This window comes from Pseudomonas sp. McL0111, assembly GCF_052567255.1.
Genome location: NZ_CP199585.1, coordinates 1,578,995 through 1,594,755 on the forward strand (window position 1 = coordinate 1,578,995; position 15,761 = coordinate 1,594,755).

Genomic DNA, 15,761 nt, shown 5'->3' on the forward strand with positions numbered 1-15,761 from the left:
ATGCGTTATGCGTAGGACAGGGATTTTTCTTCGAGCAATTCCTGATACAGCTCCGTCCACTTGCGGCCCATTTCGTCGGCGGTGAACAGCTGCCGGTAGCGGGCTTCAGCCTTCACACCCATCTCGGCAGCGCGTTGCGGGTTTTCCCACAAGGTACGCATCGCTTCACGGAAGGCCTGTGGATTACTCGGCGGCACGACCAAACCGGTTTCGTTGTGGATATTGATGTAACTGGTGCCGGTGCCGATCTCGCTGGAGATCATCGGTTTGCCGTACATCGCGCCCTCCAGCAGCGAGATGCCGAAGGCTTCCGAGCGCAGGTGCGAAGGGAACACGATGGCGTAGCTCAGTTGCAGCAGGGCGACTTTGTCTTCGTCACCGAGGCGGCCGAGGAAGTGAATATTGCGCAGGCCCAGTGCGACGGCCTGGGCGTGCAGCTCCAGTTCCAGCGGCCCGGCGCCGACGATCACCACCGGGTAATCCACGTCTTTCAACGCTTCGAGCAGGATGTGCAAACCCTTGTAATAGCGCATCACCCCGACGAACAGGAAGAACTTATCCCCAAGCTGCTGGCGCCAGCGGTTCATCCGCTCGGTGTCTGCCTGTGGATAACCGGCCTTGTTCAAACCGTAGGGAATTACCCGGGTCTTGTCCTGGAATTGCTGCAATACATCGCTGGTGTGCAGGTAATTCGGCGAGGCCGCGACAATCCGGTCGGCGCTGGCGAGGAAGCGGTTCATCAGCGGTCGGTAAAGTTTGAGCAGATGCTTCTGGCGAATGATGTCTGAGTGGTAGGTGACCACGCTCGGTTTGTTCATGCCGCTGGCGAAATGCACCAGATCCATGAACGGCCAAGGGAAGTGGTAGTTGACCACGTCGGCCTCGGCGGCCATCTCGCGAAACTGTTTGAACACGCTCCAGGAAAAACCGGTGGAGGCGAATTGAATGTCGAGTCTGGCGCGATGCACTTGGTGCTCGCCGAGTTTGACCACGGCGGGCGTCGGATCGGCGCTGAGGGTCAGCACCTGGCCATCGATACCATGTTTGGCGCCGCTTTCGCACAGCTGGAAGATTACTTGCTCGATACCGCCGACGGAATCAGGCAGGTACGTCTTGAAAAAATGCAGAACTTTCATTCAACCTCCCATGGCCTGGCGATAAGCACCGGCCGTGGCCTGTGCACAACGTTCCCAGGAAAAAAGCCGTGCCTGCTGCAATCCGGCTTCTCGGCATGCCTGCCAGTGCGCTTGATCGTCGATCAGACGGCTCATTGCGTCGCGCAAGCCGTTCGTATCGTCAGGTTCAATATAGTTACCCGCAGCGCCAGCCACTTCAGGCATCGCCGAAGTGCGGGTGAGGATCACCGGTGTTGCGCTGGCCATCGCCTCCAGCACCGGCAGGCCGAAACCTTCGTACAGCGACGGAAACACCAGCGCCCGGGCCCCGGCCAGTAATTGTCCGACGTCTTCATCCGGCAGATAGCCGAGCAGGCACACGTGACCCGAGGCCAAGCCCAGACGCAACTCATCGCTGAACTGCGCCTGCTGCCAGCCGGCCATACCGACAATCAACAACGGAAAGCGCTGGCGCACCGCTTCCGGTAGCAAGGCATGCGCGCGCAAGGCCAGATTGAGGTTCTTGCGCGGTTCCAGCGTTCCCACGCACAAAAAGTATTCCCGCGCCTCGACGGCATGCGCCTTGAGCACCGCTTCGATGGCGTGCGGTTCGCGTGGATGGAAGCGTTCGGCAACCCCCAGTGGCGCGACGACAAAGCGCTCGGCGGGCAGGCCGAAATAATCCTGCGCTTCATCGGCGATGGCTTGGGAGTCGGTCAGAATCAGCCGCGCCTGCTGCACGCCCGCCGCTAGCCGTCGTTCAATTTCCTTCAGTCGCGCTGGCGGCTGAGTGTCGGGGAAATGTACGTGGGTCAGGTCATGCAGGGTGATCACGGTCGGGCCGTCGAAGGCTAGCGGCCACAAGCTTGGCTCGTGATACAGGTCGATGTTCTGTGCCCGGCCCTGATCGAAGCGCTTCTGCTCCAGCCAGCGCCGCGCCTGATAAGCCCCGGGAATCTGCCGCAGCAGCGGGGTCAGCCGCGAGTAACCGGGCATGGCCGCGTCCGGCAATGCCGAACTCCAGCCCCAGCCGTGGAACAACGCGACCTCGACATCGTTTTCGCTGCGCAAGGCGTTGACCAGTTCGGCGACGTATTGGCCGATGCCGGTGCGTGGTGCCTGGAGAATGCGGGCGTTAAGAGCAATGCGCATGCCGCCTCGCCTGCGTCGTCGGCGCCTCCAGAACATTGCGCAGGGTGCGTTCAGTCAATTGCGCACTGGCTTCGCCCCAGCCGATCCAGCGCCAGTCAGCCACATCAAGGGCCGCCGGGAACTGGCCGCTGCTGGCGAACGCTGCGACCAGATCGGCGAGGCTTTGCGGATCGTGCAAATCGAAGTAAGCCATGAACTCGCCACCAATCTCACGGAACACCGCAATGTCGCTGCCCATCGCCGGCAAGCCACGCTGCATGGCTTCCACCAGCGGCAGGCCGAAGCCTTCAACGAATGACGGGAACACCAGCGCACTGGCGTGGGCGTAGGCGTGTTCGAGGCTGGTGTCGCCTAGGTCATTGAACACGAACAGCCGACGGTTGAGTTCGGGATGGTTGCGCACACGGGCGAGCAGGGCATCGCATTTCCAGCCGATGCGTCCGGCGATACACAAACGCGCTGGCGAGCCAGCGGCCCAGGCCCGGTCGAAGGCGTCGAGCAGGTATTGATGGTTCTTGCGTGGCTCGATGGTGCTGACCATCAGGAACACCGGTTCGGGCGTGGCGAACAGGCGTTGCAGGCGCGGTTCGACGACGGCTTCGGCGCTGTGCAGATCCAGTTCGGAACCGAGATGGAAATAGTCGAACCAGAGTTTGTCTGTCTGTGCCGCGCCAAGCTGCCGCTGCAACTCTTCATGCACTTGATCACGCACTGTCGCCGAGATTGCCATGTAGCCATCAGCCGTGCGGGTGATCCAGTCGAACCATTCGCTGAATACCTGCACCAGCCGAGTGTCGTAGAACTGCGGATGCGTCAGCGGGATCAGGTCGTAGATCACCGCGACGATGCCCACGCCGTCGCGCTTGAGCTGCTCGGCGTGAGGGAAAAAATCCGAATGCCAGGACGAATCCAGCAGTACCAGTTGATCGCCGGGTTGATGTTGCAGCGGTGTGCAGCGTTTGAGTAGTTGCGTGCGGTTGATCCGTCCGATCACCCGCAACGGCAAGCCGAAAACGCCGATGGATGTCAGGCGATAAGCGACGTACAGCACTCGGCGTAGTGTTTTGGATGAGCATTTTTTATCGAGCCGCTGGTGCAGTTGCCAAAAGCGATGGGCCAGTCGCTCCAGCCGCCCGCCGAAGGTTTCAAGTGCGTTGAACAGCGGAGTATCCAGTGCCGCCAGCCGCGTGACGCGGTAGAGCTCGCCCTTGATCGACACCACCGGCATGCACTCGACGTTATTGACACTGGCCGGCAAACGATTGATGACGTTGCGCACCACGCGCTGAATCCCGGAGTTGATCTTCGGGTTTTTGAATACGTGAGTGCATTCCACCAGCAGCCGGGTCATGGCGCACGCTCGGTCTGCGTTGCCTCGGATTGGCGGGTGATCGTGGTCGTGGCGCCCAGCCATGAGCAACCGACAAAATCTTCCTGGCGATTGTTGATCACATGGAACACCAGACCGTAATCGCGCCATTCGAAATTGCGATCCATGTGCGAATCCAGCCGCGACAGGCTCAGCGACACCGAATAGTTGCCCTTGCCCAACCCCATGACGAAAGCAAAGCGATAGGTGAAGCGTTCCCCCGCATGCAGGTCGGTCAGTGCCTTGCCCAGACGATGGGTATTGATCCCATACATCATCTGACCCAGCCGATCCTTGAGGATGAAGCCGAGCACCAGACGTTCGATGTCCTGACGCACCTCAACCTGCACTTCCAGCACGACAGGCTGACCGACCTCTGCCACGTCAATGGAACGGCCTTGTTCATCCAGCAGGCGCACGCCGAGAATCCCGGCCTCGCCAGTGCCGGAGATGGTTTGCACTTCGCCGCCAGCGAGCATTTCCTGACGCACGACCTGGCCTTCGCGTTCGGCCATCAGCGCGTTGTAGTAATCCAGCACCACTTCGGGTTTGTCGTACATGGCCATGTGGCCATCCTTGAGCAGGATCGCCGAGTCGCAGATTGACTGGATCGCCGAGCGATCGTGGGACACGATCAGCAGCGTGGTGCCGGCCTTGCGGAAGCTGCGGATGCGTTCGAAGCTTTTGTGCTGGAAGTAGGCGTCACCCACCGACAACGCTTCATCGACGATCAGGATATCCGGGCGCCGAGCCGTCGCAACGCTGAATGCCAGGCGCATCTGCATGCCGCTGGAATAGGTGCGTACCGGTTGATCGATAGCCTCGCCGATTTCCGCGAACAGTTCGATATCTGGCATCAACGCTTCGATTTCGCCGACCTGCATTCCCAGCAACTGACCGGCCATGAACGCGTTCTGCCGTCCGGTGAAATCCGGGTGAAAACCCATGCCCAGCTCAAGCAGCGCTGCCACGCGGCCGTTGAGTTCGATCTTGCCGCAGGTCGGTTGGGTGGTGCCGGTGATCATCTTCAGCAAGGTGCTTTTACCGGCCCCGTTGGCGCCAACGATGCCCACCGCCTCGCCGGGCTGGATCTCGAACTCGACGTCTTGCAGGACCCAGTGCTGGCGGTGGCGAATCGGCGAAAACGGGATCAGCCACTCGGCCAGACGGCTCCAGCGATTCGGGTATTGCTTATAGGCCTTGCCCAGACCGGTTACGCGAATATGCCCCATCAGAGTTCATCCACCATTTCGCCGACCCGTTGACGAAACAGCCGCAGCCCGATCAGGCACATCACCACGCCGGCAATAAACACTGGCAGCAGCGAACTCCAGACCGGCCATTGCCCATACAGGAACAGATTCTGATAGCTGGCGATCAGGTTGGTCAGCGGGTTGAGTTGCAGCAGGCGCTGCACCCAGTCCGGGAGGATGCTGATCGGATAGACGATCGGCGTCAGCCAGAACCAGAATTGCAGGCAGATGGCGAAGAGTTGTCCAACGTCACGAAAGAACACGTTGAGCACGCCGAGCACCATGCCCAGTCCGGCACAGAACATCATTTGCAGGGCGATCAGCGGGATCAGCGCCAGCAGGGCGGTGCCCGGCCAGCGTCCGGTGATCAGCAGAAACCCGAGAAACAGGCCGATGATGATGGCGAAATTGATCGCCGCGTTGCACAGCACGATCACTGGCAGGCAGATCCGCGGGAAGCTGATTTTCTTCAGCAGGTTGGCGTTTTCCAGAAACATGTTCTGGCTGCGCAGGGTGATTTCCGAAAACAGTCCCCAGGCCAGCAGCCCGGCACACAGGTAGACGCTGTAAGCCATGCTGTCATCCACGCCGGGCAGGCGGGCACGCATGATGTGGGAGAAAATCACCGTGTAGACGATGATCATCGACAGCGGATTGAAAATCGGCCAAAGCGCACCGAGCAGCGAATTGCGATACCGCGCTTGAAACTCTCGCTGCACGCTGCCGAGGATGAAACCTCGATAGCCATACAGCGAGCGATACAGGGAAAGCAGCATTTAAACCGTCCTGCCGTAATGGTCTTCGAAGCGGACGATGTCGTCCTCTCCCAGGTATTCGCCGCTTTGCACTTCGATGATCACCAGATCAATCACGCCGGGGTTTTCCAGGCGATGCTTGTGGCCGGCGGCAATGAACGTCGATTCGTTCTTCGCTACCAGCGTGGTACCGCTACCGTTGTTGGTGACCTTGGCCATGCCTTCGACCACAACCCAGTGTTCATTGCGGTGATGGTGCATTTGCAGGGACAACTTGCCGCCGGGCTTGACCACGATGCGCTTGATCTTGAAGGTGTAGGTGCCCCACAGCCGGCTGACCGTCAGGTTCTCGCTGAGGCCCCATTGCAGGCTGAGGAATTCGGCCGACAGTTTGCTCACTGCATACGGGTTGCGCGGGCAGGGCGGTTGCTGTTCGGTGATGGGCGGTTCGGGTTCGCTGACCTGGCCATAGACATCGCCGGAGCTGACGTACAGGAAGGTGCCGGTAAAGCCGCGAGTCTTGAACGCCTGCAACAGATTGAGCGTGCCGAGCAGATTGATTTCGAGGGTACGCGCCGGGTCACGAAAGGCTTGCGGAACGAAGGTCTGGCCGGCCAGATGAATGACGGCGTCGGGCATCTGCGGCCATAGACCGACAAGGCTGTCAGGTGCCGTCAGGTCGTAGGGCGCAGCGGCAGGCAGCAGCTCCCACGATGAGTCGGTCAATGTCAGACGCGACTGGATATGTTGTCCCACGAATCCACTCAGACCCGTGACGAACAGACGCTTTTTCAAACAGCGACCCCTTGGTCTTTAACTTTCGCCATTTCCCACAGGCTTTGAGGGAAGGTCTGTCAGACCGGTAGTTGAAACCGGAAATCAGGCAGGCGAAGTCGTTGTTGTAGTTGTTTGGCAACAATCTGTGCCAATTGCGCGGCAATTTCAACAGGTCCAACCGTGACTGGTCAGTTCTCGTCAGCGTAGCCCGATTTATTCTCGCCGGGCGGTTCACGAATCCTCAACGGATGTGTTTAGAATGCCCCTCGTCGCGATCATCCGGGGTTCGCCAGGATCGTCGCGCAACAAGGTAAAACCGACCACTAAAACAAGAACAAAGACGTGACCGAAGACGCAGGACGGAAGACGGCATTGCCGACCCGATCCCACGCTCGGCCGTCACAGTGTGAGACTGCCGGGATGGCGGTTTCATCGTGGGATGCCATGAATTTCATTCTTTACTCGGACGTCAACGACAGTTCCATCAGCCAGAGTCTCGGGCGTCCCGAATACAGTTACTACTTCGTGCTCAAGGCATATCGTCCGGTGCTCGAAAGCCTTGGGCGAGTGCATGTGGTGTCCTCCACCGCCGAGGTCGATCCGCTCTTCCGGCAATTGCGCGCTGCGGGCGAAGACAGCCTGTTCCTGTCGTTCACTCCGCCGCAGAAAACCCCGAACGATCTTGAATGCCCGACAGTCTGCGTTGTGGCGTGGGAGTTCGATTCGATTCCCGACGAACAGCGTGACGACGACCCGCGCCAGGACTGGACGCAAATGCTTGCGCGTCAGGGCCGGGTCATCACCTTGTCAAGCCATACCGCCCGTGCCATCCGCCGGTCGATGGGGGAAGACTTTCCGGTGCTGGTGCTGCCGACACCGTTGTGGGAAAACTTTGCCGCCATTCGTGAGCGTCATGTCAGTGCGCCGGTCAATCCCGGTGTGTCGCTGGCGATCAAGGGTTGCCTGTTCGATACGCGTACGCTGAACTTGTCCGCCGATGCGCTGATTCCCACGCCGTTGACCGCCGAAGAAGAGGCCGCACTGGCCGCGCAAATCGAAGCGGCGCGCCCACCTCCGTTGACCCTCAAACGGCGTTTCGTGATTGCCCGGCACTATTTGCGTCTGTGGGCACTGAACCTTGGCCGCGAGCAATCGCCGCCAATACCTCGCGTGAAGTTTCTTCATCACTGGTATTGGGAAGGCGTTCGCGACCTGGTGTCGGACAAGGCGCATGCCTGGCTTGAACAACGTCTGCCGGCGATTGCCGGTGCGCCCGCCATACTGGTGATCGAGCCACCGCCGCTGGATTTGCCGGACACCTCATCGGTGGTCGAAACCAACGTGGACGGGGTGATCTACGTCACCGTGTTCAACCCTCAGGATGGCCGCAAAAACTGGCATCAACTGATCACCGCATTCTGCTGGGCATTCCGCGAAACGCCTGACGCGACGCTGGTGCTGAAGATTACCCAGGGCGATCTGGCGTCCTACTACAGCGAATTGATGACCCTGCTGGCGCAGCTTTCGCCTTGCGCCTGCCGCGTGCTGGTGATGCACGGCTATCTGGATGATGCACAATTCGCCCGGCTCTACGAGGCTGCCAGTTTCTACGTGAATGCTTCGCGCTGCGAAGGTCTGTGCCTGCCGCTGATGGAATTCATGGCCAGCGGCAAACCGGTGATCGCGCCGAATCATACGGCGATGGAAGACTACATCGATGAATCGGTGGCGTTCGTGGTCAAGTCCAGTGAAGAGCTGACCATCTGGCCTCAGGACACGCGCATCATCTATCGCACCCTGCGCTATCGCCCGGACTGGGGATCGCTGAAAACCGCTTACGAAGACAGTTACCGAATGGCCACGACGCAACCCGGGCAATATCGGCAGATGTCCGATGCGGCGATTGAGCGTATGCACGATTACTGCGCGTTCGCCCCGGTGCAGCAGCGCATGGCCGATTTCTTCGGCCTCGCCCCGCAAGCGGCCAACGTTGGAACCGTGACGGATAACGCCTCATGCTGATCATCATTCATTCGGAAACCAATCAGCACACCATCGTGCAGAACCTCGGACGCTCGGAGTACAGCTATTACTTCGTCCTCAAGGAATACCGGCCAGTCCTTGAACGTCTGGGCCGGGTGATCGAAGTCACCGATCCGGCGCGGGAAGTCGATGCGTTGTACCTGGAATGTCTGGCTCGCGGTGAGCCCTGTGTGTTCCTGTCGTTCTCGCCGCCACACCGCACGCCACTGCATTTTGCCTGCCCGACATTGCCGGTGTTCGCCTGGGAATTCAGCACCATTCCCAACGAGCCGTTTGCCGGCGAACCGCGCAACGACTGGCGTACGGTGCTGCGCGCTTGCGGTGCAGCGATCACCCATTCCAGCTACACCGTCAACGCGGTGCGCGAGGCGATGGACGCCGATTACCCGATAGTCGCCGTGCCGGCGCCAGTGTGGGACCGTTTTGCCGCGCGTGGCGAGCAACTCAAGGGTCAAGCGCAAAGCGGCCCGGTGCGCTTGAAGATCAAGGGGCTGGTGGCCGACAGCCGTCAGCTCGACGTCAACGCCTTTGGCCCGAAACATCTGCGCCGTGGCGTCGGCATCGACTTCGAGGCGCCGGTCACCGAGCAGGAGTTGTTGCTCGACGGCGTGGTCTACACCTCGGTGTTCAACCCCGGTGATGGCCGCAAAAACTGGGAAGACATGCTCAGCGCTTTTTGCGTGACCTTCCGTGACACCGAAGACGCGACGCTGGTGCTCAAGCTCACGCACCACGATGCCGAACTGGCGATGAGCGACATCCTCCATCACCTGTACAAGAACCAGTCCTATCGCTGCCGCATCGTGCTGATTTACGGCTATCTGGCGGATGCGGACTACGAGCGTCTGGTGCAAGCGACCCGCTATGTGGTCAACACTTCCTACGGCGAAGGCCAGTGCCTGCCGCTGATGGAATTCATGTCCTGCGGCAAACCGGCCGTGGCGCCACGCACCACGGCGATGATCGATTACCTGAGCGCCGACAACGCGTTTCTGATCGAGTCCACCGACGAACTCACCGCCTGGCCTCACGACCCGCGCAAGGCTTACCGCACGCTGCGTTACATGACCAACTGGGCATCGTTGTGCGTGGCCTATCGCGCCAGTTACGAAGTGGCGAAACACGATCCGCAGCGTTATGCGCAGATGTCGGCGCAAGCGGTTGTCAGTCTTCAGGGGTTCTGCAGCCAGGCTGTGGCTGAGCAGCGACTGGGAGATTTCCTGGCCCAATTGTTCGAGCATCGTGGCATCGCTCATGTCGAGGCTCCCGGCGCATGAGCAGCAAACGGATCATGGACATTGAAGTGCTGCGCGCTATCGCGGTGCTCGGCGTGCTGTTCCATCATTTGCAGGGCAGTCTTTTTACCGATCCGGTGCCGTTGCTGGAAAAGGCTCATGGCGTGGCGCAGACGTGGTGGGGCGTTGATCTGTTTTTTGCGATTTCCGGATTCGTCATCGCCCGTAGCCTGATCCCGCAGTTGCAAGACTGCCGCTCGCCTCGGGAATACTGGCAACAGACCCGCAACTTCTGGTTGCGCCGGGCGTTTCGGCTGTTGCCGTCGGCGTGGTTGTGGCTGGCGCTGATGTTGCTGGCGTGCATGTTTCTCAACCGCTCAGGGGCCTTCGGCACACTGTCGGCGAACCTGCAGGCGACGTTGGCGGGGGTGTTGCAATACGCCAATTTCCGTTTCGCCGACAGCTTCTTTCATTACGAGTACGGCAGCAGTTTCGTTTACTGGAGCCTGGCGCTGGAGGAACAGTTCTACCTGTTGTTCCCGCTGCTGATTGTGCTGTGCCGCAAGCATCTGGTCTGGGCGTTGCTGGCGTTGGTGGCGGTGCAATTGTTCACGCTGCGTACGCCGTTGCTGATGGTGGTTCGCACGGATGCGCTGGCGCTCGGCGTGCTGCTGGCGATATGGAGCGTGCAGCCGGGCTATCGGCGCTGGGAACCGAAGTTTTTGCGCCATGGCTGGGCTGGATTAGCTGTATTTATCAGCGCAGCGCTGCTGCTCAGCTTCATGGCCACCGACCGATTCACCTTTGCGCCGTATCGCATCGGCTCAATCGCCGTGCTCAGTGCGCTACTGGTATGGATCGCCTCGTACAATCGCGACTACCTGCTGCCGACCGGTCGTTTGCAGCGGCTGATGGCGTGGGTTGGCAGCCGTTCGTATGGCATCTATCTGATCCATATCCCGGCCTATCTGCTGGTGCGTGAACTGATCTTCCGCTTGCAGGGCGCGGGTTTGCCCAGCCCGGCCGGGCATCCGATTGTTACGCTGGTGCTCGCCTTTGGGCTGATCGTGCTGCTCAGCGAGCTGAATTACCGCCTTATCGAAATGCCGATGCGCAATCGCGGCGCTGCACTGGTGCAACGCCTCGGTACGTCGCGAACCGCCGTCCCATCCCCTGGAGCCACCTCATGCTGAGCCTATTGAAGAAACTCACGGCGTCGACGCCTGCACCGGCCCCGGTGGAGCCTGCCGCTCCGGTCGCCAACAAGGTCGATCCGTACATGCTCGGTCTGTACGACGCGAAGCTCAGCGGCTGGTTCAACCAGGAGACCGACGAACTGTTCAAAGGCTTCAAGGTGTCGGCGGATGACATCCTGCTCGACGTTGGCTGCGGCGATGGCGGCAACGTGCATTTCTGTGGGATGCGCGGGGCGAAGATCATCATTGCCGACATCGACGGCGCCAAGGTTGAAGCCACGCGCCAGCGCCTCGGCGATACGCCGGCACGTGAGATCGAGTGCCATGTCACCGACTGCAATCCGCTGCCGATTGCCGACGGCACCGCGACTCGTGTGGTGTCCACTGAAGTCATCGAACACGTCGAAGACCCGGCGCAGTTTCTTGCCGAACTGGTGCGTGTCGGCCAATCGGGTGCGCTGTACCTGCTGAGCGTGCCGCATCCCAGCTCCGAAGACTTGCAGAAAGATATCGCGGCGCCAGAGTACTTCCAGAAGCCCAACCACATTCGCATCATTACCGAAGAGCAGTTCAAGGCGATGGTCAGCGACGCCGGTCTGGAGATCGTCAGCCACAGCCAGTACGGCTTTTACTGGTCGATGTGGATGCTGTTGTTCTGGGAAGCCAAGGTCGATTTCAGCAACCCCGATCATCCTTTGCTCAATCACTGGGCCGACACCTGGCAAGCGGTACTCGACTCACCGCGGGGCACGCAGATCAAGGACGCGCTGGACGCCGTTGTAGCGAAGAGTCAGGTGATCATTGCCCGTAAGCCCTGAGCCACGGGGTTTTGTGTAACCTTGCAGCCTTGGATTGATTGGGATTGTGCAAGGTATGCGCTTTATCGCTGGGGTATCAGCCCTGTTGGCTTCGGTGTTTTTGCTCTCTGCCTGTGAGCAAAAAGATGCACCGCCGCTCGATCAACAGCTTTACGTCTGGCAGCGGCAATGGACGCCGGCCCATGAGTCCGCGTTGAAGGACAGTCGTTCTGACTTTTCGACGTTACGGGTGCTGGCGTTGCAGGCCTTTCCGAATGCCGGGTGGAGCCGGGCGCGGATTGATCCGGCGCTGCTGAAACAGGACGGTCGCCCGTTGATCGCAGTGATCCGTCTTGATGGGCAGCTCAAGGCTCTGGATCAGCAGCAAGTCACTGCGCAAATCCTTCAGGTAATCGCCGAATGGCAAGCGCAGGGCCTGACGCTGAGCGGCGTCGAGATCGATCACGACGCCGGTAATGCACGCCTGCCGACCTACGCCGAATTCCTCAAACATCTGCGCGCTGCGTTACCAGCTACCTTACCCCTGAGCATCACTGCGTTGCCGGCATGGCTCGCCAGTCCGCAGCTGCCGACGCTGCTGGCAACGGTGGACAGCAGCGTGTTGCAGGTGCATGCGGTCAGTGATCCACGCCGCGGTTTGTTTGATGCCAAGCAAGCTCGGGACTGGGCGACGGCGTGGGGAAAAATCACCGACAAACCGTTTTACCTGGCGTTGCCGGCCTACGGCGTTGCGCTGTTGGCGGATGCCGAAGGTGCGCCAGTGGTGGAGAGTGAAGTACCACTCGAACGCGGCGGAAAACGTCGGGAACTGCTCGCCGATCCGCTGCAACTGAGCCAACTCGCCATAGCGCTGCGCAAAGACCCGCCGGAACACCTGGCCGGCCTGATCTGGTTTCGCCTGCCGCTGGCCAATGATCGCCGGGCCTGGAGCCTGACCACCTTGCGCGCCGTGGCCCGGGGTGACGCACTGAGCAGTCATCTGGCGCTGGCCTTCAGCGACCAGAATGGCCTGCAAGACATTCGCCTGAGCAACGGCGGCAACCTCGACAGCGCCTGGCCTGAACGGATCACCGTGAAGGCACAGAACTGCGAGGGTGCCGATGCGCTCGCCGGTTATGCATTGCAACAGAGCGCCGATCTGCTTACCTTCACCCGCCTGCGCGAAGGCCGTCTGCCGGCTGACGGGCAGCGCGCCATCGGTTGGGCGCGTTGCGCAAATATTGATCAAGGAGGTTCGCATGTTGACCCGTAACTGGCCCCGCCATCTGCTCTGCCTGAGCCTCAGCCTGCCGCTGGGTACGGCGCTGGCCTGCGGGCCGGACTTCCCGATGCGTCTGCTCGACAATCGCGGGCAAACGCTGGCGGACTTGCCTGAGGGCAACTTCAACTTCGAGATCAGCCGCCTCGGCAAAACCATCGCCGGCCTGAACAATGTCACCGCCGCGACCTACAATCCCGACGAAATGTACGGCGAGGAAAATGCCCGCGCCGAGCTGCGCGACAAGGCCGAACAGGCAGGTTTGAGCGCCGAGCAGCAAGCACTGGTCAAGCAACTGCGTGGCCTGACCGATGCACGTCAGGTCGAAGAGCAGGGCGCCAGTCTGCCGGCGGAAATCCGTTTGTACGTGGCTGGCGCGGTAGCGTTTGCCACGGGTGATCATCAACTGGCGACCGAATATTTCCGCAAGCTGCTGGCACTGCCGGCCGATCAGCGACCGTTGCGCAGCACGTGGGCTGCGTATTCTTTGGGGCGTACCTGGTTTGCCAGAAGCGCCGAAGCGGGTGATCCCGTCGAGGCGCTGGAACAGGCCCGTGATGCCTTCCGCCAGACGCGGCAAATGAGCATCGACGGTTTCAGCGATCCGCTGGAACTGGGGGTCGCCAGCCTCGGTGAAGAAGCACGGGTGTTGCGCAGCGCTGGCGACTGGAGCGGCGCCATCGAACTGTATGAGGCGCAGAACCTGCACGGTTCGGCGGTGGGCAACACCTCGCTGAAACTGCTGATGAATGATCTGGCGCAATTGCCCGAGCCCGAATTGGCCAACCTGCTGCAGCACAAGGCAGTGCAGCAACTGGTCACGGCATCGTTGGTCAGTCGCATGGGCTGGTCATTTGACGAACAACCGCCGAACGAGAAAAAACTCATCAAGCTGCTGCAAGACAGCACCCGTGGCAGCCTGGAAAACGCCGATCGACTGGCGGCAATGAATTATCAACAGGGCGATTACACCAGCGCCAAGGCCTTCCTCGAAAACGCCGGGGACAGCGGGCTGGCGTGGTGGCTGCGGGCAAAACTGGCAGTGCGCGATGGCGACAAAGTTGCTGCCGCCGCTGCTTATTCGAAAGCCGCGCAGGCCTTCCCGCAGAACGAGGATTGGGGTTATCGCCGCACGCCGGACTGGGCGTATGAAACTGTCCAGCCGAAATGCCGGGTCGAAGGTGAGAGCGCAATTCTGGCGCTGCAACGGGGTGAATACCTGCAAGCGTTCGTCCAGTTGTATCGCAGCAACAGCATTTATTGGTTCGATGCCGCGACCGTGGCCGAGCGCGTGCTGACAGTTGATGAGCTCAAGCGCTACGTCGATGAAAACGTGCCGGCCCCACCGGAGTTGACTCAGCAGGATCGTGACAACTATGTGCCGCTGCCGGTCGCGGCGAGTTTGCGCAATCTGCTTGGCCGGCGCTTGTTGCGTGAAGGGCATTATCAGGAAGCCGTCGCCTACTTCGACAATGACGACTTGCGACACAAGGCCAGACTCTATGGCGATCAGCGGCTGAAGGCCGATAGCGCCTGGTGGCCGACCAAGCGTGCCAGTGCCTTGTACAACGCGGCGTGGACGGCCCGCGAATGGGGCATGGATATTCTCGGTTACGAGATGGCGCCGGACTACGCCACGTTTGGCGGTAACTACAGCCTGGAATCCGTCGAACTGAAGGTCGGGCCGCTGGTGGCCGAAGACGAAGTGAAACGTCAGCAAGCCAGCGAAGCCAAACCGGATCAGCGTTATCACTACCGTTTCGTCGCCACCGCACTGGCCAGCCGCGCCGCCGATAATCTTCCGCATACCAGTCAGGCGTTTGCCGCCGTACTGTGCAATGCCGCCGGCTGGAACAGCAGCCTGGAAGAGCAGAGCGCGCTCTATCAACGGTACGTGAAGGAAGGCCCGTATGTGCTGTGGGCGGTGGACTTCGGTAATCAATGCCCGTTTCCGGACTTTGAAAACGCCAACAAGCGCTACATCACCCAGGTCACCGATTCTGCTCGTGCTGCTTTAAGGCCATACAAGCGGCCGGTGCAGATCGGTGCAATCGTGCTGTTCACGGCCGGGGCATTGCTGTTGATCAACCGTCGCCAGCGCAAGGCCCGCAAAGGCTAAGCCTGCTGCACGAAGGTCAGGCGCACGGCGAAGCCGATCAACAGGCTGCCGAACAGCCATTGCTGCAAGCGTTGGGCTGATGGACTGCGTTGCAGCCAACGGCCCAGCGCGGCGCCGGTCAGGGCGTAGGCGCTGTCGAACAGCAGACCGACGCCGACCAGCAGCATCCCTAGGGTGGCGAACTGCGTCAGCACCGGTGCGCCATTGGCGACGATGAACTGCGGCAACAGCACCGAGCAGAACAGCAAGGCTTTCGGATTTAGAAGGTTAGTCAGCAAGCCACGACGGATCGCTTCACGCCATTGCCCGTGAGTGGCAGCAACATCGCCGCTATTCAGGTTCGGCACCAGCGTGTTGCGTAAGCACTGAATACCGATCCACAACAGATACGCCGCACCCGCCAGCCGCACCACATCGAACGTCCACGGCGCAGCCTTGAACAACGCCGCCAGCCCCAGCGCCGCCAATGCCACATGACAAGCCCGGGCAATCCCCAGACCGATGGCGGTGGCCAGCGCCGCGCCGCGACCCTGACGGGCGCCGGTCTGCAACAGCAGGATCATGTCCGGCCCGGGCAACAGATAAACCACCGCCAGTGCCATAAAGAACAGCCATAAACTCGCCATGTCGCAGCCCTTTCGTTGTCGATTCGGTCTGCTCAGTCTATGGCT

The 15,761-nt window shown here is 60.5% G+C and carries 12 protein-coding genes and 2 pseudogenes; 6 read left to right on the top strand and 8 right to left on the bottom strand.

What is annotated here, in order from left to right; genetic code table 11:
* Positions 1–5 precede the first annotated feature (5 nt).
* The 7 genes and pseudogenes from ACTWLJ_RS07125 to ACTWLJ_RS07155 form a co-directional block, all read right to left on the bottom strand.
* On the bottom strand, positions 6–1,136 hold the full coding sequence (locus ACTWLJ_RS07125; RefSeq protein ID WP_445180362.1) for a glycosyltransferase family 4 protein: 1,131 nt from the start codon (positions 1,134–1,136) through the stop codon (positions 6–8).
* The gene (locus ACTWLJ_RS07130) at positions 1,137–2,267 is read right to left on the bottom strand and encodes a glycosyltransferase family 4 protein (protein ID WP_445180363.1); all 1,131 of its coding nucleotides are present in this window, start codon (positions 2,265–2,267) and stop codon (positions 1,137–1,139) included. It abuts the gene before it with no gap.
* Positions 2,251–3,618 (bottom strand): glycosyltransferase family 4 protein, encoded by a 1,368-nt coding sequence (locus tag ACTWLJ_RS07135; protein WP_445180364.1) that lies wholly within the window; start codon positions 3,616–3,618, stop codon positions 2,251–2,253. Before ACTWLJ_RS07135 ends, ACTWLJ_RS07130 begins: the two co-directional genes overlap by 17 nt.
* Entirely contained in the window at positions 3,615–4,868 is a 1,254-nt protein-coding gene (locus tag ACTWLJ_RS07140) for an ABC transporter ATP-binding protein (protein WP_445180365.1), read from the bottom strand. The genes ACTWLJ_RS07135 and ACTWLJ_RS07140 overlap by 4 nt, the downstream gene beginning before the upstream one ends.
* Positions 4,868–5,665 carry an ABC transporter permease gene (locus tag ACTWLJ_RS07145; RefSeq protein ID WP_445180366.1) on the bottom strand — a complete coding sequence of 266 codons (798 nt, stop codon included), beginning with the start codon at positions 5,663–5,665 and terminating at the stop codon, positions 4,868–4,870. Before ACTWLJ_RS07145 ends, ACTWLJ_RS07140 begins: the two co-directional genes overlap by 1 nt.
* A pseudogene (locus tag ACTWLJ_RS07150) lies at positions 5,666–5,986 on the bottom strand (cupin domain-containing protein); the annotation flags it as partial. It lies immediately after the preceding gene.
* Positions 5,981–6,439, bottom strand: a pseudogene (locus ACTWLJ_RS07155) (SDR family oxidoreductase); the annotation flags it as partial. The pseudogenes ACTWLJ_RS07150 and ACTWLJ_RS07155, both read right to left, overlap by 6 nt.
* Before the next feature lie 426 nt (positions 6,440–6,865).
* Between ACTWLJ_RS07155 and ACTWLJ_RS07160 the strand changes: the two are divergent.
* The 6 genes from ACTWLJ_RS07160 to ACTWLJ_RS07185 are packed head-to-tail and all read left to right on the top strand — an operon-like array spanning position 6,866 to position 15,090.
* Positions 6,866–8,443, top strand: a complete 1,578-nt coding sequence (locus ACTWLJ_RS07160) for a glycosyltransferase family 4 protein (RefSeq protein ID WP_445180367.1) — start codon at positions 6,866–6,868, stop codon at positions 8,441–8,443.
* Complete coding sequence (locus ACTWLJ_RS07165) at positions 8,437–9,741, top strand: glycosyltransferase (RefSeq protein WP_445180368.1); 1,305 nt, start codon at positions 8,437–8,439, stop codon at positions 9,739–9,741. Before ACTWLJ_RS07160 ends, ACTWLJ_RS07165 begins: the two co-directional genes overlap by 7 nt.
* The gene (locus ACTWLJ_RS07170) at positions 9,738–10,892 is read left to right on the top strand and encodes an acyltransferase family protein (RefSeq protein WP_445180369.1); all 1,155 of its coding nucleotides are present in this window, start codon (positions 9,738–9,740) and stop codon (positions 10,890–10,892) included. The genes ACTWLJ_RS07165 and ACTWLJ_RS07170 overlap by 4 nt, the downstream gene beginning before the upstream one ends.
* Positions 10,886–11,713 carry a class I SAM-dependent methyltransferase gene (locus ACTWLJ_RS07175; protein ID WP_445180370.1) on the top strand — a complete coding sequence of 276 codons (828 nt, stop codon included), beginning with the start codon at positions 10,886–10,888 and terminating at the stop codon, positions 11,711–11,713. The genes ACTWLJ_RS07170 and ACTWLJ_RS07175 overlap by 7 nt, the downstream gene beginning before the upstream one ends.
* 55 nt (positions 11,714–11,768) lie before the next feature.
* Positions 11,769–12,965 carry a DUF3142 domain-containing protein gene (locus ACTWLJ_RS07180; protein WP_445180371.1) on the top strand — a complete coding sequence of 399 codons (1,197 nt, stop codon included), beginning with the start codon at positions 11,769–11,771 and terminating at the stop codon, positions 12,963–12,965.
* The gene (locus tag ACTWLJ_RS07185) at positions 12,952–15,090 is read left to right on the top strand and encodes a hypothetical protein (RefSeq protein WP_445180372.1); all 2,139 of its coding nucleotides are present in this window, start codon (positions 12,952–12,954) and stop codon (positions 15,088–15,090) included. The genes ACTWLJ_RS07180 and ACTWLJ_RS07185 overlap by 14 nt, the downstream gene beginning before the upstream one ends.
* Here the strand turns inward: ACTWLJ_RS07185 and ACTWLJ_RS07190 are convergent.
* Positions 15,087–15,716 carry a LysE family translocator gene (locus ACTWLJ_RS07190; RefSeq protein ID WP_445180373.1) on the bottom strand — a complete coding sequence of 210 codons (630 nt, stop codon included), beginning with the start codon at positions 15,714–15,716 and terminating at the stop codon, positions 15,087–15,089. The genes ACTWLJ_RS07185 and ACTWLJ_RS07190 overlap by 4 nt on opposite strands.
* Between the last annotated feature and the right edge of the window lie 45 nt (positions 15,717–15,761).

Excerpts from the sequence above, each read along its gene's own strand:
- ACTWLJ_RS07140 (WP_445180365.1), bottom strand. The coding sequence starts at position 4,868 with ATGGGGCATATTCGCGTAACCGGTCTGGGCAAGGCCTATAAGCAATAC.
- ACTWLJ_RS07190 (WP_445180373.1), bottom strand. The coding sequence starts at position 15,716 with ATGGCGAGTTTATGGCTGTTCTTTATGGCACTGGCGGTGGTTTATCTG.
- ACTWLJ_RS07175 (WP_445180370.1), top strand. The coding sequence starts at position 10,886 with ATGCTGAGCCTATTGAAGAAACTCACGGCGTCGACGCCTGCACCGGCC.
- ACTWLJ_RS07185 (WP_445180372.1), top strand. The coding sequence starts at position 12,952 with ATGTTGACCCGTAACTGGCCCCGCCATCTGCTCTGCCTGAGCCTCAGC.
- ACTWLJ_RS07170 (WP_445180369.1), top strand. The coding sequence starts at position 9,738 with ATGAGCAGCAAACGGATCATGGACATTGAAGTGCTGCGCGCTATCGCG.
- ACTWLJ_RS07130 (WP_445180363.1), bottom strand. The coding sequence starts at position 2,267 with ATGCGCATTGCTCTTAACGCCCGCATTCTCCAGGCACCACGCACCGGC.
- ACTWLJ_RS07135 (WP_445180364.1), bottom strand. The coding sequence starts at position 3,618 with ATGACCCGGCTGCTGGTGGAATGCACTCACGTATTCAAAAACCCGAAG.
- ACTWLJ_RS07160 (WP_445180367.1), top strand. The coding sequence starts at position 6,866 with ATGAATTTCATTCTTTACTCGGACGTCAACGACAGTTCCATCAGCCAG.
- ACTWLJ_RS07180 (WP_445180371.1), top strand. The coding sequence starts at position 11,769 with ATGCGCTTTATCGCTGGGGTATCAGCCCTGTTGGCTTCGGTGTTTTTG.
- ACTWLJ_RS07125 (WP_445180362.1), bottom strand. The coding sequence starts at position 1,136 with ATGAAAGTTCTGCATTTTTTCAAGACGTACCTGCCTGATTCCGTCGGC.
- ACTWLJ_RS07145 (WP_445180366.1), bottom strand. The coding sequence starts at position 5,665 with ATGCTGCTTTCCCTGTATCGCTCGCTGTATGGCTATCGAGGTTTCATC.
- ACTWLJ_RS07165 (WP_445180368.1), top strand. The coding sequence starts at position 8,437 with ATGCTGATCATCATTCATTCGGAAACCAATCAGCACACCATCGTGCAG.